Origin of the sequence: Actinomyces radicidentis (genome assembly GCF_001553565.1) — a bacterium.
GTDB classification, from domain to species: domain Bacteria; phylum Actinomycetota; class Actinomycetes; order Actinomycetales; family Actinomycetaceae; genus Actinomyces; species Actinomyces radicidentis.
Genome location: NZ_CP014228.1, coordinates 1,203,097 through 1,222,323, shown reverse-complemented (window position 1 = coordinate 1,222,323; position 19,227 = coordinate 1,203,097). Strand labels below are relative to the sequence as shown.

The following is a 19,227-nucleotide window of genomic DNA, read 5'->3' as shown; positions in this document are numbered from 1 at the left end:
CGCAGATCGGGGCCAAGAGCGCCGGTTTTGCGTATGCCACCGGGCGGGGCGGCCCCGGCCGCAGATCCTGGGACCGCGTCAGTTGTCCCAGAAGCGGGCGACGTCGACGGCGCCGCCGCTCGCCTCGAAGTCGGCGCGGACGGCCTCGCGCAGCGCGGGGTCCACGAGCCAGTCCAGGGCGACGGCGGCGAGCCCGTAGGCGCCGTCGACGGCCGCGGCGTCCCCCGTCCCGGAGCCGGCGGCCGCCGTCATCTCGCGGGTGTGGAGGGCGACGGCGGGCCCGGAGGTGACGCCGATGAGCGGGTGGATGCCGGGCACGCGCTGGGAGACGTTGCCGAAGTCCGTCCCCGCGGCGACCGTCTCGGACAGGACGCCGAAGGGCAGCGGGTCGCGGCCGCGCTCGCGCTGGGAACGGGTCCAGGCGGCCGACAGGGGGCCATTGGGGCGCACCGGCATCTCGCTGGAGTAGTCGGGCGTGAGGATCTCCAGGCCCGTGCCGGTCATGAGGGCGGCGCCGCGCAGGACGTCCTCGACCCGACCCACGAGGTCCTTAAGGGTCTCGAGGTGCTTGGAGCGCACGAAGAGGGACAGCTCGGTGCGCTCCGGGATGATGTTGGGGACCTGGCCTCCGTCGACGACGATCGCGTGGACGCGGTCCATCGGGAGGATCTGCTGGCGCAGCAGGCCGATGCCGGTGAGGGCGAGGGTGGCGGCGTCGAGCGCGTTGCGGCCCATGAAGGGCTGGGAGGAGGCGTGGGAGGGGACGCCGGTGAAGACGGCGCGCATCCGGCGCACCCCGAGCCAGGTCTGGTGGACGACGTCACGGGCGTAGGAGTGGGTCTGGATGGCGGCGTCGACGCCGTCGAGCATGCCGGCCAGGGCAAGGCGCTCCTTAGCGGTGTCGGACTCCTCGGCGGGGGTGGTCTGGAGGATGACGCGGCCGGGCAGGGTGCCGGGGGCGGCCGCCTCGAGCTCGGCGAGGGCGAGGAAGGCGCCCACGGAGTTAGCGCACATGACGTTGTGACCGCAGCCGTGACCGATGCCGGGCAGCGCGTCGTACTCGCACAGGATCGCGATCGTCGGGGCACCGGCGTCGGCGGAGCCGATCTGCGCGCGCAGCGCGGTCTCCATGCCGTAGACGCCCTGCTCGAAGGCGACGCCGTGGCGCTCGAGGAGGGAGGCGACGGCGGCCATGGCGTGGTGCTCGGTGTAGCCGACCTCAGGGTGGTCGTGGACGTCGTGGGAGAGCTCGAGGATCTCGCCGCGCAGCGCCGCGACGGCGGCACCGAGGCGCTCGCGCAGGGCAGCGTCGGCGCCCTGGCTCTCGCCGAGGGCCTCGGGCGGGGCGGCGGTGGCGCGTCGCTCCTCGGTCTCCTGGGCCATGAGGCGCTGGACGGCGTCGTCAGGGGTGGTGGGCTGGGACAGGTCGCGGATCTGGGTCATACAGGCATTCTCTCTGACGGTCGCTATCCCACGAGCGATTGCGCCCTCGTCCGCAGACGATGGAACAGGGCTGACCTACCAGCGTCGCAAGCGCGACTCACTCAGTCAGAGGCTTCGGCCGAAGCCCAGATTGGGCTCCAAGCGTCGACCCCGTCTGTGCCGATAGCTAGGGCACACCCGCCTACGCTGGGGGGCATGGCCCCACCATGCCCACCGGCGCGGGCCGCACGGGATCATCCCCGCTCACGCGGGGTGCACCCGAATGGTTGTGCCAGCTTGGTTCGGCCCCGTTGTGACGGCCTGATCTGGCCCTGCGTGCGACTTGCCGGGGTGTTGACGGTCTGAACTGGCCCCACCCCTTCACGCTGGTCCCCATCACTGGGAACCAGTCGCCAGGGGCAAGGGAGCCAAGATGGGATCACGAGTGCCGCTGTACGCCGACATCCGCCACGACGCGCGAGTCGATGGCCTGTCCATCCGCGAGCTCGCCCGCAAACACGGAGTCCACCGCCGCACCGTCCGCCAGGCCCTCGCCGCCGCCGAACCCCCACCCCGCAAGAAACCGGTCCGCACAGCACCGCGCCTGGACCCGTACAAGCCGGCGATCGACGAGATCGCTCACCTATGACCTGACCGCGCCGCGCAAGCAGCGCCATACCGCGACCAGGATCCTGGCCCGGCTGCGCGACGAGCACGGCGCCACCGACCTGTCCTACTCCACGGTGCGCGACTACGTCCGGGTCAGGCGCGCGCAGATCGATCTGGAGGCCGGGCGCCGGGTGGAGGCGATGGTGCCGCAGGACCACGCCCCCGGCGCGGAGGCCGAGGTCGACTTCGGCGAGGTCTACGTCATCCTGGACGGCGTCAAGACCAAGTGCCACATGTTCGTCTACCGCCTGTCCCGCTCCGGCAAGGCCATCCACCGCGTCTACCCGACCGGCGGACAGGAGGCCTTCCTCGAAGGACACATCGAGGCCTTCCATGCCCTGGGCGGCATCTCCACCCGCCACATCCGCTACGACAACCTCACCTCCGCCGTCGTCCAGGTCATCCACGGCGGCGACCGGCTACGCGACGAGAACGAACGCTGGGTGCTGTTCCGCTCCCACTACGGCTTCGACGCGTTCTACTGCCAGCCCGGCATCGACGGCGTCCACGAGAAGGGCGGCGTCGAGGGCGAGGTCGGATGGTTCCGCCGCAACCACCTCACCCCCATGCCCGAAGTCGCCACCCTGGACGATCTCAACGACAAGATCCGCGCCTGGGAGCACGACGACAACACCCGCCGCATCACCGGGCACGCGAGCACGATCGGGCAGGACCACCACGCCGAGCTGCCCCACCTGGCACCGTTGCCGGCCGACGACTTCGACCCCGGCCTGATCCTGCACCCCCGCGTCGACCGCTCCGCCCTGATCACCGTCCGCATGGTCAAGTACTCCGTCCCCGCGCACCTCATCGGCCAACGCGTCCGCGTGTCCCCGCGGGCCTCGTGCGTGGTCGTGTTCGAGGGCCGCACCGTCCTCGCCACCCACCCTCGCCTCGGCACCCGTGGCGTGACCCGGGTCGAGCTGGACCACTACCTCGAAGTGCTGCGGCACAAGCCCGGCGCGTTCCCCGGTTCCACCGCCCTCGCGCAGGCCCGCGCCGCCGGAGCATTCACCGCGGCCCACGACGCGTTCTGGGCCGCAGCCCGCAAGACCAGCGGCGACGTGGCCGGGACCCAAGCGTTGATCGACGCGCTCCTGCTCCACCGATCCCTCCCGTCCCACGCGGTGATCGCCGGCATCACCTCGGCCCTGTCGGTGGGCGCGATCAGCCCCGACGTCGTCGCCGTCGAAGCCCGCCGCCATGCCACCGGCCACACACCCGCCCCAGCCAGCCCGACCAGGGGCGAGACGGTCGTGAACCTGCCACCCCGACGCCCCACCAACCCGCACCACGTCATCGCGCACCTGCCCGAAGACCCCCGGCCCCTGCCCACCGTCACCGCCTACGACGAACTCCTGCGCCGACGCCAACCCGACCCCGCCCCGGCGACCCCCTGTGCCTGATCGGGGACTCCGGCACCGGCAAGTCCCACCTGCTCATCGCGCTCGGCACCGCCGCCGCCGAACAGGGCTACCGCGTCCGATACACCCTCGCCACCCGGCTCGTGAACGAGCTCGTCGAAGCCGCCGACGAGAAACAACTCACCAAGACCATCAACCGCTACGGCCGCGTCGACCTCCTCGTCATTGACGAGCTCGGCTACATGGAACTCCACCGGCGAGGCGCCGAACTTCTGTTCCAGGTCCTCACCGAACACGAGGAGAAGAACGCCATCGCGATCGCCTCCAACCAGTCCTTCTCCGCCTGGACCGACACCTTCACCGACCCCCGCCTGTGCGCAGCAATCGTCGACCGCCTCACCTACAACGCCACCATCATCGAAACCGGCACCAACTCCTACCGCCTCGCCCACACCCGAGCCCGACAGGCCGGGTGGCACCCTGCAAAGAGGCAGTCGCCTACCGCCGGATCCACCAGTTGGGTCCGGCGGGTAGGCGTCACTCCCTGAGTCAGTTGCTGAGAGCGGTGAGCTGTTGCGTGCCGACGGGTTCGCGGGTCTGGGTGGGGATGACGGCCATGCGGTTGGTGGTGGCGGCCACCGCGTCCAGCTGCTGTTGCTCGGAGCGTGCGCGGGTGGCGAGCAGTGGGCTGTTGGGGTGGGCTGCCGCGAGGGAGTTGTTCACGACCCACGCCCACGGGTGGATGTTGGCGCGTTCCAGGTCGCTGGCCAGGGCCTGCGCCTCGGTGACGGGGGTGGTCTCGGGCAGGGTGACCACGATGATCTTGGTGTGGTCGGGGTCTTGGAGCCGCATCAGCGGGGTGGTGACGTGGCCGCGCTGGTCGTCGTCGAGGTGGCGGGTGATGTCGCGGTGGTAGGAACCGGTGGCGTCCATCAGGAGCAGGGTGTGGCCGGTGGGGGCGGTGTCCATGATGACGAACTGGTCGCGGGCCTTGTTCACGGCGCGGCTGAACTGCTGGAAGACGGCGATCTCCTCGGTGCAGGGGCTCATGAGGTCCTCGGCGAGGGCGGCGCGGCCGGCGTCGTCGAGCTTGGCGCCCTTGGAGGCCATGACGTGGTCGCGGTACTCCTGGATGGCCTTCTCAGGGTCGATGGCGCTGACCTCGAGCCCGTCGACGTCGTTGCCGAGGGTGGTCGACAGGTGCGCGGCGGGATCGGTGGTGGTGAGCAGGACCTTCTTGCCGCGCTGCACCAGGGCGATGGCGATGGCGGCTGCGACGGTGGTCTTGCCGACACCGCCCTTGCCCATCGTCATCACGAGCCCATGGTCGGCCTCGGCGAGCTGGTCGACCAGGCCGGCAAGGTACGGCTGCTGGCCGATGCCCTGCCCGCCGGTGTCCTGCGCGTCGGCCTGCGGGGCGTCCTCGTCGTGGAACAGGGTGGCGAGCGCCTCCAGGCCGACCATGTTGACGCTCTTGAGGCTCACCGTGTCGCGCGGCAGGGCTGCCAGGGCGGCAGGCATGGCAGCGAGCGCGGCCTGTTCGCGGTCGTGGATGGCGCGGGACAGGTCGTCGGTGGCGGCCGCGGCGGGCAAGACGCCGTTGACGACCAGGTTGGCGGCGTGGATGTCGAGCTCGGCGAGCTCGTCCAGGGTGCGGGCGACCTCGCGCAGCGTGGACTGCTGGGCCCGGGCGACGAGCACCAGGCGGGTGCTGGTGGGGTCGGTGAGAGCCTCGACGGCGGCGCGGTAGGTGGCGCGGTTCTTCTCGAGCCCGCTCATGGGCCCCAGACAGGACGCGTCGCCCTTGCCGTTGTCAAGGTAACTGGTCCAGTTGCCGGGCAGCTGCAGCAGGCGGATGGTGTGGCCGGTGGGGGCGGTGTCGAAGATGACGTGGTCGTAGCCGGCGGTGGCCTGGGTGTCGGCGAGCAGGTCGGTGAACTCGTTGAACGAGGCGATCTCGGTGGTGCAGGAGCCCGACAGCTGCTCGGTGATGGCCTCGATCTCCTTGATGGGCAGGACCGCGCGCACCGGTTCCAGGATCTTGTTGCGGTAGGCCTCAGCGGCCTCGTCGGGGTCAATCTCCAGCGCGTCGAGGCCGGGCACCTGCGGAATCGGGGTGATCTTGTTGCCGATGGTGGCACCGAACACCTGGGCGATGTTGCTCGCCGGGTCGGTGCTGACCAGCAGCACCCGCTTGCCCTGGTGGGCGAGGTGCACGGCCGTGGCGCACGCGATGCTGGTCTTGCCGACACCGCCCTTGCCAGTGAAGAAAAAGTGCCGGGGCGGGTTGTCGAGAAACTGGGTCACCACAATCTCCTGAAAGCTCGAGTCGGGGTCAGCAGCAGCCGGACACGGTGCTGGTAGTGGCGGGCTGCCCACAGCAGCCAGTGGACGCGGCGGGGGCTTCCTGCTGCGGGCCGCAGCATCCGCCCTGGGGCTGGGCGTCCTTCGTCGGGTTCAGGCCGGCGTAGCGCTCCAGCTCGTCGCGGCGCGGGTAGCGGCCGGCCAGCACGGTGACGTCGTCGACCAGCGTCAGGGGTAGCCCCTCGGAGCCGGCGGCCTGCAGGAACTTGACGACCACGGGGTGCTCCGCGAACTGCGCCGGCTCGCTGGCCAGATTGGCGCGGTGGACATCCACCCCCTGCGCCTTGAGGGCGTTGACCGCGGCGGTGAAGTCGACCAGCTCCTGGTCGAGGTCGGGGCCGCAGACCCCGGTGTTGCAACACAGTGCAGGTTCGAAGACACGGATGACGGGCATGGGAAACCTCCGACTCGGGTGGAGGACGACCATCACGCATTGATGACCGTCGATATGAGTGAGCGTGGCACACATATCGACAGGTGTCAATATGAGCGGGTAGCATGTCTGCATGACCGAACTGCTGGAAGCCCCGATGGCCGCCGCCGAGGCCTGCGCGCCGGGTGGCGGCACGATCTCGATGGAGCAGGCGGAACGGGTTGCGCTCGTCGTCAAGGCGCTCGCTGACCCGGTGCGGCTGCGGATCCTGCACCACATCGCGGCCAGCCGGTGCTCCAGCGTGTGCGCGTGTCACATGCCCGAGGTGTTCGGCGTGACCCAGCCGACGCTGTCACACCACCTGAAGAAGCTGGTCGAGGCCGGGCTGGTGGACAAGGAAATGCGCGGCAAGTGGGCGCACTTCACCCCGCGACCCGAAGGGCTGGCCGCGTTGCACGAGTACCTCGCCATGCTGGGCTGAGGCCCGGCGACCCGAAAGGACAACCCCATGCACGTTGTGTGCGTCGGCGGCAGCGATGCCGGCATCTCCGCGGGGCTACGTGCCCGCGAACTCGACCCGTCGACCGAGGTCACCGTCGTGGTGGCCGACGCCTACCCGAACTTCTCCATCTGCGGGATCCCCTACTACATCTCCGGCGAGGTCGGAGACTGGCACCACCTGGCACACCGCACCCGCGCCGACCTGGAGGCCGCGGGCCTGCACCTGCTGCTCGACACGCGCGCCACCCGCATCGACGTCGACGCCCGTCAGCTCGAGGCCATCGGACCCGACGACACCCCCGCCCTGGTCGACTACGACGCGCTGGTGGTCGGCACCGGCGCCCGGCCCGTGCGTCCCCCGATCACCGGACTCGACACCCTCGGCGCCGCCGACGGCGTCCACCTGTTGCACTCCATGGGCGACACCTTCGCCCTGGGCGACTCCCTCGAGAAGCTGCAGCCGCGCACCGCCTTGGTTGTCGGCGCCGGCTACATCGGCCTGGAGATGGCCGAAGGCCTCACCACCCGCGGCATCCACGTCACCCAGGTCGAGGCCGCCCCAGAGGTACTGTCCACCCTCGACCCCGAACTCGGTACCCTCGTCCATGCCGAACTCGTGCGGCACGGGGTCGATATCCACACCGGTACGAGCGTCACCGGCATAGCCAAGGGTGCTGACGGCCTGCACGTGACCGGTCAGGCCAGAGACGGCGAAGCCCTGTCGTGGGATGTGGACCTCGTTCTGGTCGTGGTCGGTGTCACCCCCGAGACCGACCTGCTCGTCCGATCTGGAGCCCAGACCGGGCCCCGCGGTGCGGTGCTCGTCGACGAGACGATGGCCACCGGCCTGCCACACGTGTGGGCCGCCGGCGACTGCGTCGCCACCCACCATCGCCTGCTCGGCACCACCTACCTCCCACTGGGCACCACCTCCCACAAACAGGGACGGGTCGCCGGCGAGAACGCGCTGGGCGGCAACGCCCGATTCGCGGGCAGCATCGGCACCCAGGTGCTCAAGGTGTTCGACCTGGTCGCAGCCCGCACCGGGCTGCGGGAGCACGAAGCCATCGCCGCCGGGTTCGACCCCGCCAGCACCACCTCGGCGCCCGACGACCACAAGGCCTACTACCCGGGATCCCACCCCATCACCATCCGCATCACCGGCGACCGCGCCACCGGCAGGCTGCTAGGTGCCCAGCTCGTCGGGCACCTGACCACCGGGACCGCCAAGCGGGTCGACACCTACGCCACCGCGCTCTTCCACGGCATGGACGTGGCCGGCATCAATGACCTCGACCTCGCCTACACACCGCCGCTGGGCTCGCCCTGGGACGCCATCCAGATCGCCGCGCAGGCATGGGTGACCCAGCACCAGCCAGCGAGCACTCGCACCCAACCCTGACCCCCTGCAGTAATGAGCGCCCCCGCCGAGCGTGAACCCCGGGGGCGTTCCTCAGCGCGCGCTCACCACCCGCCCACACCCCCGACGGGCCAATCGTCAGCACGCCGCCGCCAAGCCATCCCCACCCCCGCCATGACAGGTGACCTCCACCCGGCCTAGCCCATGGCCGCACCCCGACGCACCCGAAAGGGTTGAATCTCGACGACGAACACCCCGTGACTTGCCATATTGACGGTTGTCTATATGATGAGGGACGTTCATATCGATGATCGTCAATGTGAGGTAGTCATGGCCGTAAACACCACCGAACCACCGTCCACACCGACCCGGACGCCCGTGGCGCAGCAGCTGTCCACGCTCGATCGCTACCTGCCCGTGTGGATCCTCGCGGCCATGGTCGTCGGGCTCCTGCTGGGCCGTGTCGTCCCCGGCATCGGCACGGCGCTGGCCGCCGTCGAGGTGGACGGCGTCTCGCTGCCCATCAGCATCGGGCTGCTCGTGATGATGTACCCGGTGCTCGCCAAGGTCCGATACGACCGGCTCGGGACCGTCACCCACGACCGGCGCATGCTGGTCTCCAGCCTGCTGCTGAACTGGGTCGTCGGTCCCTTGGTGATGTTCACGCTGGCATGGACCTTCCTCGCCGACCTGCCCACCTACCGCACCGGCCTGATCATCGTCGGGCTCGCGCGCTGCATCGCCATGGTCATCATCTGGAACGACCTGGCCTGCGGTGACCGCGAAGCGGCCGCCGTGCTCGTCGCGATCAACTCGATCTTCCAAGTCGTCGCCTTCGCCGCGCTCGGCTGGTTCTACCTGTCCGCCCTGCCCTCCTGGCTCGGCCTCGAGCAGACCAGCCTGAACGTCTCCGCCTGGCAGATCGCCAAGAGCGTCCTGATCTTCCTCGGCATCCCGCTGGTCGCCGGATACCTGACCCGCACCCTGGGCGAGAACGCCTGGGGCCGCGAAACCTACGAGCACAGCTTCCTGCCGAAGATCGGCCCCTGGGCGCTGTACGGGCTTCTGTTCACCGTCGTCGTGCTGTTCGCCCTGCAGGGCGAACAGATCACCAGCCGCCCCCTCGACGTCGTCCGCATCGCCCTGCCGCTCCTGGTCTACTTCGCGGTCATGTGGGGCATCGGCCACCTGCTCGGACGGAGTCTGCACCTGGGCTACGAACGCACCACCACCCTCGCCTTCACCGCCGCCGGCAACAACTTCGAACTCGCCATCGCCGTCGCCATCTCCACCTTCGGTGTCACCTCCGGCCAAGCCCTCGCCGGCGTCGTCGGCCCCCTGATCGAGGTCCCGGCACTCATCGGACTCGTCTACATCAGCCTCTGGCTGCGCAAACACTACCCCGTCGACAGCCAGCACTGACCAGCCTTCTCACCCCCACAGGAGCGCCCATCACCACACCACCCACCCAGTGACCCGGCCAACCACACGACCCCGGGCGACCGCCCCCGCGAACGTCCAACCCCAACCCATTCGCTAGAACGATCAACCCAGGAAGGAACCATGCGCGGCTACACCTCCGTCGACGGCTACACCATCGACACAGGACGCAGCCCGTTCACCCCGCAGACCCCCGCGCCCGCCGTCCAGCCCAAGGCCGAAGCGTCGGCCGTCCAGCCCGAGCGCCAAGAGCCCGCCCCCGAAGCGGCTGCCACGCGAACCTCCGAAGCCAGCGGCGCGCCGTGGAACTACACCACGCGCCAGGCCACCCACATCGACGAGGCCGGCTACAGGGACACCACACGGGGCACCATCGCCACCGACAACACCGACTGGAAGGGCGTGACCCGCGGGGTCGTCAAGAGGCGCTTTCCGCCCCAGCACTGACACCAACCCCATGGCACGCAACCCCACGCGCGTGCCACGGGCCTGCTGGCTCGCTTCGAAACCGGGCGGGTAGGTGTCCGCTATCCGATCCCGAACGGATCCTGTCCGCACGTAACGGGGTGGAGCCAATTGAGGCCGTCATTCCGGGGCCGGGTTAGCTTGACACAGCCACCCGAAGGTGCGCGAGGCCTCCATTCAGATCGACGGATCATCCCCGCTCACGCGGGGTGCACGTGGCACATCGACAACCCGACCACCGGTGACGCGGATCATCCCCGCTCACGCGGGGTGCACTGGGGTGTGTCACGAATGGGCGGGGGCTTAACCGGATCATCCCCGCTCACGCGGGGTGCACGTTTCCCGGCTCTTCACAGATGAGGGTGTAACTGTGGTGCGACCTGGGGCGGCGCGTCGGTGTCGGGGTGAGGGTCGAGGTCTTCCGATGATGGGAGTTCTCACACAACCCGTCCGGAAGACCTCGACGTGCCTGACGCTACCTTCACGCGCCCCACCTGACTACCTTCACCCGCCTCGACGGCCTCGGTGTGGAGGTCACCGGCCAGCTGCTCGAGCCTGACCGGTCCGTGCTGACGTGCCGGGTCGTGGAGCCGGACGACTGGTGCAGGCGGTGCGGCTGCCAGGGCGTGCCCCGTGACACGGTGAGCAGGCAGTTGGCGCACGAGCCGTTCGGGTGGCGCCCTACCACGCTGGTGCTCACCGCGCGCCGCTACCGCTGCAAGGAGTGCTCGCACGTGTGGCCTCAGGACACCACCGCCGCGGCGCCGCCGCGGGCCAAGATCTCCCGCGCCGGCCTGTGGTGGGGGCTGGTCGGGATCGTCGTCGGCCACCTGACGATGGCCCGAGTTGCCCAAGGACTGGGCGTGGCGTGGAACACCGCCAACGACGCGGTCCTGGCTGAGGGCCGGCGTGTGCTCATCGAGGACCCGACCCGCCTGGACGGTGTCAAGGTCGTCGGGGTCGATGAGCACGTGTGGCGGCACACCCGGGGCGGTGACAAGTACGTCACCGTGATCATCGACCTCACCCCGATCAGGGATGACACCGGCCCGGCACGCCTGCTGGACGTGGTCGAAGGCCGGTCGAAGAAGGCGTTCAAGGACTGGCTGGCCGAGCGGGACCAGGCTTGGCGCGATGGGATCGAGGTCGTGGCCATGGATGGGTTCGCGGGCTTCAAGACCGCCACCACCGAGGAGCTGGCGCACGCCGTGACGGTTATGGATCCCTTCCACGTCATCCGGTTGGCCGGGGACGCTCTCGATGAGTGCCGCCGCCGGGTCCAGCAGGAACTGCACGGACACCGCGGACGCAAGGGCGACCCGCTCTACACCGCGCGGCCGACCCTGCGCACCGGGGCTGACCTGCTCACCGACCGCCAGCACGAGCGCCTTGACAAGCTCTTCGCTGGGGACCGGCACGTGCAAGTCGAGTGCACCTGGGGGATCTACCAGCCCATGATCTGCGCCTACCGTCACCCCGACAGGGCAGCTGGCCGCGTGGAGATGAGTCCCGTGATCGACGCCCTCGCCGAGGGTGTGCCTGAGGCGTTGGTAGAACTGCGCAAGCTCGGCCCCACCCTGACCAGACGCGCCTGCGACGTCCTGGCATACTTCGACCGGCCGCGCACGAGCAACGGACCTACCGAAGCCGTGAACGGTCGCCTCGAGCACCTGCGTGGCCTGGCCCTGGGCTTCCGCAACCTCACCAACTACATCGCCCGCGCACTCCTCGAAGCCGGCGGATTCAGACCACACATACACCCCGAATTGTGAAGAGCCGCTCAACTTCGGCGCCAAGCGCGTGTCTGAAGGATGCCATGACGGTCTGACGTGAATGGGCCCGGGTCAGGTCACGTTTCAAGCCCCAATGTCGGACCGCCGACCCCACAGGCCACTATATCGACACCATCAGGATCGAGGCATTGTCAATACTGTTTCTTGCAGACCCGCGACCTCTCATATTGACGGTCCCACCTGCAGGGCAGGTGCCCAGCACGGACCCCCAGCAAGTTGCCCAGCAGAAACGAAATGGGCACGGTGGCCGGAGCACACGAACCAGTCCACATACCGGTGGCGAAGTTGCGACGGAGCACTTTCAAGCGCACGTCACGAGATGCAGATCCCACCACCGTCGCTCCGAGCACGACGGCGCCCCGGCGCAGGGCTCTCGGAGCTCCCGCGCCGGGGCGCGGTGGTCGGGGTTCGGGCCGGTCGGGCGGGGCCGGCGGCGGCCCCGTCCGGCTAGCCCGATCGGGTCAGTGGACGCGGGCCGGGGCGGCGGCCTCGAGGGCGGCCTTCTCCTCGGCGGAGCCCTCCTCGGTGCGGTGGGCGAGGACGTAGGCGCCGGCCACGAAGATCGCGCCGCCCACCAGGTTGCCCAGGCCCGACCACAGGAGGTTGCGGGCGGCGAGGCCGATGGTGGCGCCGTCGACGTGGTACATGAGGCCGAGGCCGAAGAAGGTCATGTTGGCGACGACGTGCTCGAAGCCGCAGGCGACGAAGGCGCCGATGAAGGAGAAGACGGCGACGGCCTTGGCGACCTCGTTCTCGAGGCGGGTGGTGCACCAGATGGTGAGGCAGACGAGGACGTTGCACATGATGCCGCGGAAGAAGATCGTCCCCACGGGCAGGCCGCCCTTGGTGGTGACGACGCCGGCGAGCATCTTCCCCGCTGCGGTGTCGGCGGCCAGGATGTTGGTGCCGCGCAGGATCGCGGAGAGGAGGATCGCGCCGGCGAGGTTGCCCAGCAGCATGACGACGAGCGCGGCCAGGCCCTTGCCCCAGCCGGTGACCTTGCGGAAGCCGCCGACGGCGAAGGTCATCATGGCGCTCGTGCCGAGCTCGGCGCCGCCGAAGACGCACAGGAGCAGGCCGATGGAGAAGGCGACGCCGGAGACCATCGGGGTGGCGGGGCTGGAGGCCGCCTTGAAGGGGCCGGCCGCGGCGAGCATGAAGGTGCCGCCGATGCCGATGTAGGCGCCGGCGAGCATGGAGGAGACGACGTAAGGGAGGGGACGGCGCATGCCGCCGGAGCGGGCGACCGAGGAGGCCTCCTGCGCGACGAGCGTCTGGGTCACGGAGAGCATGGGGTGATCATGCGCCGTGGTGGTGTGCACGTCCTGTCGCAGGTTACGACGCCGCACCGGACCGGGCGCGGTCCACACCGCTCTCCGCCCACGAGCACGCACCCACTGGGCCCTTGGTCCCACCTGCGGCGGGCGGGCTCCTCCCCGGGGTCGGTCGCCGACGGCGACGGCGGCTCAGCGCGTCGGCAGGATGAAGGAGGCGCCGAGCGCGAAGGGGAAGCCGGGGGCGAGCACGGCGTCGACGACCGGCTGGGCCAGGGCGACGAGCCTCTCGACGTCGAGCCCCTGCTCGGCGGCCGGCCCCGCGCCGGTGAGGAGCGAGTCGTAGGGGACCTCGAGGTCGAGCAGGGCCATGCCGTCGCGGTGGGTGGCCTGCGACCAGGCGCCGGTCTCCACCTCGAGGAGCGTGCCCAGGTGGAAGCGCATGACGCCCTCGGCGTCGACCTCGCTCGGTGCGGAGAGCAGGTGGTGCGCCTCGGGGTCACGGGGGGCGCGCAGGGTGAGCAGGAGGATCGCTCCGTCGCGGGCGGCGCGCAGCATGAGGCGGGCGACGTGCACGGAGAAGCCGATGATGTCGAAGTCGCCGGCGGTGGCGCCCATGGCCTCCTCGACGCTGACGGCGGGCCCCAGCGGGAGGACGGCACCCGCCCCGCGCTCGACGGCACCGGCGCGCCGGCCCGTCGGCTGGGCGGGGTGGAGGCGCAGGACGGGGCCATCCGTGGCCGAGTTGAGGCCCGCGGCGGCGGGGTCGTCCGCCCACCCGGCGGGGACGAGGGTGCCGGTCTCGACGCGCTCGGACCAGCCCTCCGGTGTCGGCGAGGGGCCGGGCTCGGTCTCGACGTCGCCGAGGCCGAGGAGGTTCGCGGGGTCGGTGCCGTCGGCGGGGCGGTGCCAGGTGATCTCGGTGCCGTCGTGCCAGACGGGGACCACGCCGTTGAAGGGAATGCCGAAGCGGACGTGCTCGGGCTCGGCGGGACCGGCGGCTCCCGCCACGGCGGCGTCATCGGCCTCGGGGGGCAGGCCGGGGACCGGGGGCTCGAGGGGGTCGCCGCCCGCGTCGTTCCCGTTCTCGCCGCGTCCCACGAAGTACTCGCTCATGGGCCCAGGGTACGGGCGTCAGGCGCTTCGCAGCGCCTGGTAGACGCGGCCGACGACCGGCACGTAGTCGCTCAGCTCCATCTCGGCGGCCTCGAAGTCGTTCTCCCCCGGGGTCCGCACCGGTGAGTGGCGCTGGTTGGTGAGGAGGGTGACGGTGAGGTCGCGCTGCGGGTCGATGACGGTGAGGGTGCCGGTCCAGCCCGTGTGCCCGATCGCCGTGCGGGACGGCCCCCAGCTGAAGTACCAGTAGGTGTCGCCCTTCGGCGGGCTCACGCGCCAGCCGAGCCCGTGGGTCGAGGTCGAGGCGGCCTTGGGGGGTGTCCCCGTAGGTGGCGACGAACTCGGCGACGACGTCGCGGTCCATCCACCGCTGCCCGGCGTAGACGCCCTCGTTGACCATGACCTGGTTGAGCGCGGACATGTCGGAGAGGGTCGAGAAGAGGCCGGCGTGCCCCGCGACGCCCGCGAGCGTGTAGTACGCCTTCTCGTCGTGGACCTCGCCCTGGAGGGTGCAGCGGCGGATGTAGGCGGGCTCGCCGTCGGGGGCGGTGCCGAGGTCGACGCCGCCGTCGCGGGTGTTCCCGTTGAGCTCGGTGGCGGCGCAGTCGGTCGCGGCGAAGCCCTTGCTCAGCGGGTTGTACACGGTCGCCTCGAGGCCCATGGCCGCGTAGAGGCCGTTCTCGAGGTAGTCGTCCAGGCGCTGCCCGGTGACCTGCTCGACGAGGAGGCCGAGGATCATGAAGTCGACGTCGGAGTAGATGTAGCCGGTCCGCGGGGCCTGAGCCAGCGGGGTGCGGCAGATGGTGTCGATGATGCCGGCGCGGTCGGAGGGGTCGGAGGTGTTCTGGTAGTAGAGCTCGCCGGCGACCTTCGCCGAGTGGTACATCGGGTCGGGGAGCATGCCGCCCTCGTGGTGGAGGACGTCGCGCACGGTGAGCGTGTCCTTGCCCGTGTGCTCGGCGTCGATGCCGTCGCCGACGGTCCACTTGCCGGTGTAGACGGTGGAGGCGTCGGAGAAGGCCTCCCACCCGGGGAACGACCGGATAGTGCGGTCGAGGTCGAGCAGCCCCTGGCTGACGAGCATCATGACGGCGTAGTTGGTCGCGTACATCTTGGAGTTGGACGCGAGGTCGTACAGGGTGCCGGTGCTCGTCGGCTGCCACTGCGCGGCCGGGAGCAGCTCGGCGGGCTCGATGGTGCCGTCGGGCAGCGTCGTCGTCGAGTACTTCCTGGCCCAGCCGGTGGCGTACTCGTGGACGCGCTTGCCGTGGCGGGTGACGACGGCGGCGGCGGAGGGGAAGCCCTCGGCGACCTGGGCGTCGAGGTAGGCGTTGAGATCGGCCAGCCCGTCCTCGGACAGGCCGAGCGCCGCGACGGAGGTCTTGCGCATGCCCGTGACGGTGTCCCGGGCGACGCGGACCTGCTCGGAGAGGTGGAGGACGCCGTCGACGACGTCGGCGCGCACGTCGAGGAGGTCGCGCAGGGTACGGGTGGACAGGGAGAGGTCGTCGGCGGCGCCGCAGACCTCGAGGTCGCGGTAGGAGAGGTCCGCATAGGTGGTGCGCATGTCCTCGGTGACGTTGACACCGATGCGGCCCCCGGCGGGGTCGATCTCGATGACGTCGTCGCCGCGAGTGACGACGACGGTCGTGATGGCGCTGGCCGCGTGCCCGTCGAAGGCGGCGGCGCTCGGAGCGGGCTCGGCGAAGGAGAGGCCGAGGACCTCGACGAGGGCGTCCTGGTGCACCCAGGTGGTGGCGCCGTCCGTGGTCCAGCCGTCGGCCGACACGGCGGCGGGGGCCCCGTAGACGCCCTGGTCGCCGGCGTGGACCCACCAGGAGGAGCCGGTCTCGACGTCGACGTCGATGACCTCCTCGCCGCGGCCGTCGAGGGCGGGCAGCGTGAGGCTGACGGTGCCGGTCGTCGGCAGGGAGACGACGTCGCCGAAGGCGTCGCTCGTGACATCGGCCTTGATCCTCCCGCCGCCCAGGTGGGCGACCTTGATGCGGTGCCCGGCGCGGGCGGGGACGTGGAGGGTCTTGCCGAGGCCGGTGGCGCGGTCGGGCCGCTTCGTGGGCGAGGGCGCCGGGACGGCCGTGGGCGCCAGGGTGAGGGCGGCGGCCGCGGCGGCGGCCCCCGCGATGGCGGTGCGCCGTGAGAGCCGGATGGCGGGGAGAGCGGTCGAGCGGGCGGTGTGCGGGGTCATGGCTGCTCCTTCGCGGTGGGCGAGGTCGGGGCGGGTGCCAGGTGCTCGGGGCGCCGGCGGGGCTCAGGCGCGCACGAGGCGGACGCGATCGAAGCGGTCCAGGTGCGCCAGCAGGCTGCGGTAGGGGGCGGCGACGTCGGCGAGGCGGAGGTGCTGCCCGTCCAGCGGTGCGGTGGCGGTCATGAGGTGGACCTCGCCGGAGTAGCGGCCGAGAGTGTCCATCTGGAGGGAACCGGCCTCGAGCGCGTCGGCGGGGACGGTGCCGGCGGGCAGGTCGCGGCCGCGGGTGCCGGTGAGGCGGCGTGAGGCGGGGCCGGCCTCGGGGCGCAGGTCCCACTCGTCGAGGAGCCAGTCGCAGCCGGGCTGCAGGTCGGTGACCGGCAGGGTGAGCACGGGCTCGTCGTCCCCGTCGGGCAGGGCGTCGGCGATCCAGCGCAGGTGCTGCTCGGCGACGACGCCCTCGGCGCCCACGACGCTGACGCCGGGCACGAGGGCGTCGAGCTCGAGGGCGCAGACGTAGGCGTTGCGGTGCCGGTGCGCCTCGAGGGTCGGCAGGCCGAGGTGGAGGGGCGCGCGGTGCGTGACGTCCCCCGCGACGAAGGCGAGGACGCGCAGGCCCCGGTCGGTGAAGAGCCGCGAGCGCCGCACGAGGTCCTCAGCGGTCAGGCCCGTCCCCGGCCGCGGGTAGAAGTTGTGCCAGCCGACCAGGGCGTCGGGGGCGTCCCCGAGAACGGCCTGGAGCGCGTCGACCTCCGCGGCGGCGGCGGTAGAGGCGTTGACGGCGACGGGCAGCCCCGTGGCGGAGGCGATGCGGCCGATCTCCTCGGGTCCGTAGCCGTAGTCGAGGCGCAGTCCGACGACGCCGGCCCCGGCCAGCCGGCCCGCGTCGTCGGGCCCGTAGCCGAGCAGGTCGAAGGCGGCCGGTGCGACGTCGGCCCAGAAGGAGACGCCGCGCTCGCAGTGGGCGTTCTCCAGCCACCCCACCCAGCCGGCGAGGTCGGTGGCCTCGGGCATGTGGAGGGAGGTGAAGAGGGTGCGCTCGGCCTGGGCGGCGGCCTGGTCGAGGACGGCGTCGCGGACGGCGGTGTCGTCGGTGGCGTAGACGGACAGGAGCACGGGTCCTCCTCGTGGTGGGCTGGGTGCGTCGTTCCGGGGGTGCGCCGTCGCCGTCGGTCCGCTCGGGCCGACGGCGACGTCGTGGGCCGGAGGACCGGGGCGCGGGTGCCGTCCGCGGGCCGCTCCCGGGGACGGCACCCGCGGCCGGGAGCCCTCAGCGCTCGGTGCCGGGGATGACCTCGCGGTGCACGCCCTCGGCCTCGAGGATGTCCGAGGCGGTCCCGGCGCCGAAGACGCGCTCGGCGTCGGCCTCGCGGTACCCGAAGGCGTAGGTGAGGACGGCGCCCATGACGACGGCGATCACCCAGCCGCCGACGTACCAGAACCACTTGCCGGCCGTGATGACGGGGATCATGAGGAGGCCCGACAGGCCGAGCGCGCCGGCGCCGAAGGAGCCCTGCTGCATGCCGAAGGCGATGAAGGCGCCTCCGAAGCCCGCGCCGAGGCAGGCGGTGAGGAAGGGCCGGACCAGCGGCAGGGAGACGCCGTAGATGAGGGGCTCGCCGATGCCGAGGACGCCGATCGGGAGGGCGGACTTGATGACTCCGCGGAGCTTGTCGTTCCTGGTGCGGGCCCACAGGGCGCACGCCATGCCGACCTGGCCGGCGCCGCCCATGGCGAGGATCGGGAGCAGCTCGGTGAAGCCGTGGTCGGCGATGAGCTCGGCGTGGATGGGGGTGAGGCCCTGGTGGATGCCGAGCATGACCATCGGCAGGAAGAAGGTCGACATGATGAAGCCGCCGATGATGCCGCCCTGCTTGAGGGCGAAGTCGACGAGCAGCCAGGTCAGGGCCTTCATGAGGAGGGCGGAGATCGGCATGATGATGAAGATGCACAGGGCCGCGCCGATGAGGAGGGTGACGACGGGCACGAGGAAGAGGTCGAGCGCGGCCGGGACGACCTTGCGCACCTGCTTCTCGATGAGGGTGAACACCCAGGCCGTGATGATGACGCCGATGATGCCGCCGAGGCCCGGCGCCAGCTGGCCGAAGACGGGGATGGTGAGCGGGACGGCGGGGGTGGTCACCTTGCCGTCCGGGCCGGTGACCTCGGCGATGCCGGCGAGGGCGGTCATGTAGGGCACGCCGCCGGCGATGAAGCCCATGGTGGGGGTGCCGCCGAACTCCTTGGCGGTGTTGTGGCCGACGATGAAGTAGAGGGCGCCCACGAGGATGGATCCGATGCCAGCGAAGGCGAGGAACCAGGCGTTGGCGGCGATGCCCGGGTCGATCATCTTCCAGACGTTCGCGATGGCGGTGACGAGGCCGCAGGCGATGAAGCCGGGGATGATCGGGATGAAGATGTTGCCGACGTGGCGGAACATGCGCTGCACGGCGCTGGTCTGGCGGGCCTTGACCCTGGCGTGGGTGCTGGCGGCGAGGTCCTCGTCCCCGGCGGAGCCGCCACGGGTCGTGCCGTCGGCGGCGGTGCCGGAGAGCTCAGGGTCCTCGTTGACGTCGAGGGCGGCTGAGCCGGCATCGCCGGCGACGGCGTCGTAGGCCTGTCGGAGGCGCTCGGCGTGGCCGGGGCCGACGACGACCTGGACCTGGTCCCCGCCGACGACGCCGAGCACGCCGTCGAGGGACCTGATGGCGTCGACGTCGACCTTGGCCTGGTCGACGACGTTGAGGCGCAGGCGGGTCATGCAGTTCGTGTGGGAGGCGACGTTTCCAGGGCCGCCGGCGAGCCGCTGGATCTCGCGGCTGAGGGAGTCGTAGTTCATCGGAGCGCTTCTCCTTGCGGGTGGGGGTGGGACGAGTCGGT

The 19,227-nt window shown here is 70.9% G+C and carries 11 protein-coding genes and 5 pseudogenes; 7 read left to right on the top strand and 9 right to left on the bottom strand.

Annotated features, from left to right (window positions below; genetic code table 11):
* Positions 1-78: 78 nt before the first annotated feature.
* Positions 79-1,443, bottom strand: coding sequence for a M20 family metallopeptidase (locus AXF14_RS05120; protein ID WP_067941391.1), 1,365 nt, complete (start codon positions 1,441-1,443; stop codon positions 79-81).
* 412 nt (positions 1,444-1,855) lie between these two features.
* Here AXF14_RS05120 and istA point away from each other — a divergent pair.
* Positions 1,856-3,497 (top strand): annotated as a pseudogene (istA, locus tag AXF14_RS05115) (IS21 family transposase).
* Positions 3,473-3,913: pseudogene (locus AXF14_RS05110) on the top strand (ATP-binding protein); the annotation flags it as partial. The pseudogenes istA and AXF14_RS05110, both read left to right, overlap by 25 nt.
* Before the next feature lie 91 nt (positions 3,914-4,004).
* On the opposite strand, the gene arsA reads toward AXF14_RS05110, so the two are convergent.
* Positions 4,005-5,762: an arsenical pump-driving ATPase gene (gene arsA, locus AXF14_RS05105; protein WP_067941389.1), complete on the bottom strand. Its 1,758-nt coding sequence runs from the start codon at positions 5,760-5,762 to the stop codon at positions 4,005-4,007.
* Between the two features lie 28 nt (positions 5,763-5,790).
* On the bottom strand, positions 5,791-6,213 hold the full coding sequence (gene arsD, locus AXF14_RS05100) for an arsenite efflux transporter metallochaperone ArsD (protein ID WP_150118426.1): 423 nt from the start codon (positions 6,211-6,213) through the stop codon (positions 5,791-5,793).
* 112 nt (positions 6,214-6,325) lie between these two features.
* Here arsD and AXF14_RS05095 point away from each other — a divergent pair, with 112 nt between their 5' ends.
* From AXF14_RS05095 to AXF14_RS05075, 5 genes and pseudogenes are all read left to right on the top strand, one after another.
* Complete coding sequence (locus tag AXF14_RS05095; RefSeq protein WP_002546835.1) at positions 6,326-6,673, top strand: ArsR/SmtB family transcription factor; 348 nt, start codon at positions 6,326-6,328, stop codon at positions 6,671-6,673.
* Between the two features lie 27 nt (positions 6,674-6,700).
* Positions 6,701-8,095 carry an FAD-dependent oxidoreductase gene (locus AXF14_RS05090; RefSeq protein ID WP_067941385.1) on the top strand — a complete coding sequence of 465 codons (1,395 nt, stop codon included), beginning with the start codon at positions 6,701-6,703 and terminating at the stop codon, positions 8,093-8,095.
* A 336-nt stretch (positions 8,096-8,431) separates the two neighbouring features.
* The gene (gene arsB / locus AXF14_RS05085) at positions 8,432-9,475 is read left to right on the top strand and encodes an ACR3 family arsenite efflux transporter (RefSeq protein ID WP_236756018.1); all 1,044 of its coding nucleotides are present in this window, start codon (positions 8,432-8,434) and stop codon (positions 9,473-9,475) included.
* Between the two features lie 141 nt (positions 9,476-9,616).
* Entirely contained in the window at positions 9,617-9,940 is a 324-nt protein-coding gene (locus AXF14_RS05080) for a hypothetical protein (RefSeq protein WP_067941381.1), read from the top strand.
* 483 nt (positions 9,941-10,423) lie between these two features.
* Positions 10,424-11,730 (top strand): annotated as a pseudogene (locus tag AXF14_RS05075) (ISL3 family transposase).
* A gap of 482 nt (positions 11,731-12,212) precedes the next feature.
* Here AXF14_RS05075 and AXF14_RS05070 read toward each other — a convergent pair.
* The 6 genes and pseudogenes from AXF14_RS05070 to AXF14_RS05050 form a co-directional block, all read right to left on the bottom strand.
* Positions 12,213-13,043, bottom strand: coding sequence for a formate/nitrite transporter family protein (locus AXF14_RS05070; protein ID WP_067941377.1), 831 nt, complete (start codon positions 13,041-13,043; stop codon positions 12,213-12,215).
* Positions 13,044-13,217: 174 nt separating this feature from the next.
* On the bottom strand, positions 13,218-14,141 hold the full coding sequence (locus tag AXF14_RS05065) for a hypothetical protein (protein WP_067941375.1): 924 nt from the start codon (positions 14,139-14,141) through the stop codon (positions 13,218-13,220).
* An 18-nt stretch (positions 14,142-14,159) separates the two neighbouring features.
* A pseudogene (locus AXF14_RS14880) lies at positions 14,160-14,597 on the bottom strand (serine hydrolase); the annotation flags it as partial.
* Between the two features lie 76 nt (positions 14,598-14,673).
* Positions 14,674-15,531, bottom strand: a pseudogene (locus tag AXF14_RS14875) (serine hydrolase); the annotation flags it as partial.
* Positions 15,532-16,410: 879 nt separating this feature from the next.
* Positions 16,411-17,463, bottom strand: coding sequence for a MupG family TIM beta-alpha barrel fold protein (locus AXF14_RS05055; RefSeq protein WP_067941370.1), 1,053 nt, complete (start codon positions 17,461-17,463; stop codon positions 16,411-16,413).
* 154 nt (positions 17,464-17,617) lie between these two features.
* The gene (locus AXF14_RS05050; RefSeq protein WP_084355371.1) at positions 17,618-19,186 is read right to left on the bottom strand and encodes a PTS transporter subunit EIIC; all 1,569 of its coding nucleotides are present in this window, start codon (positions 19,184-19,186) and stop codon (positions 17,618-17,620) included.
* Positions 19,187-19,227: the final 41 nt, after the last annotated feature.

Coding starts and splice junctions, on each gene's coding strand:
- AXF14_RS05070 (WP_067941377.1), bottom strand. CDS start 13,043: ATGCTCTCCGTGACCCAGACGCTCGTCGCGCAGGAGGCCTCCTCGGTC.
- AXF14_RS05120 (WP_067941391.1), bottom strand. CDS start 1,443: ATGACCCAGATCCGCGACCTGTCCCAGCCCACCACCCCTGACGACGCC.
- AXF14_RS05065 (WP_067941375.1), bottom strand. CDS start 14,141: ATGAGCGAGTACTTCGTGGGACGCGGCGAGAACGGGAACGACGCGGGC.
- arsD (WP_150118426.1), bottom strand. CDS start 6,213: ATGCCCGTCATCCGTGTCTTCGAACCTGCACTGTGTTGCAACACCGGG.
- AXF14_RS05050 (WP_084355371.1), bottom strand. CDS start 19,186: ATGAACTACGACTCCCTCAGCCGCGAGATCCAGCGGCTCGCCGGCGGC.
- AXF14_RS05095 (WP_002546835.1), top strand. CDS start 6,326: ATGACCGAACTGCTGGAAGCCCCGATGGCCGCCGCCGAGGCCTGCGCG.
- AXF14_RS05080 (WP_067941381.1), top strand. CDS start 9,617: ATGCGCGGCTACACCTCCGTCGACGGCTACACCATCGACACAGGACGC.
- AXF14_RS05090 (WP_067941385.1), top strand. CDS start 6,701: ATGCACGTTGTGTGCGTCGGCGGCAGCGATGCCGGCATCTCCGCGGGG.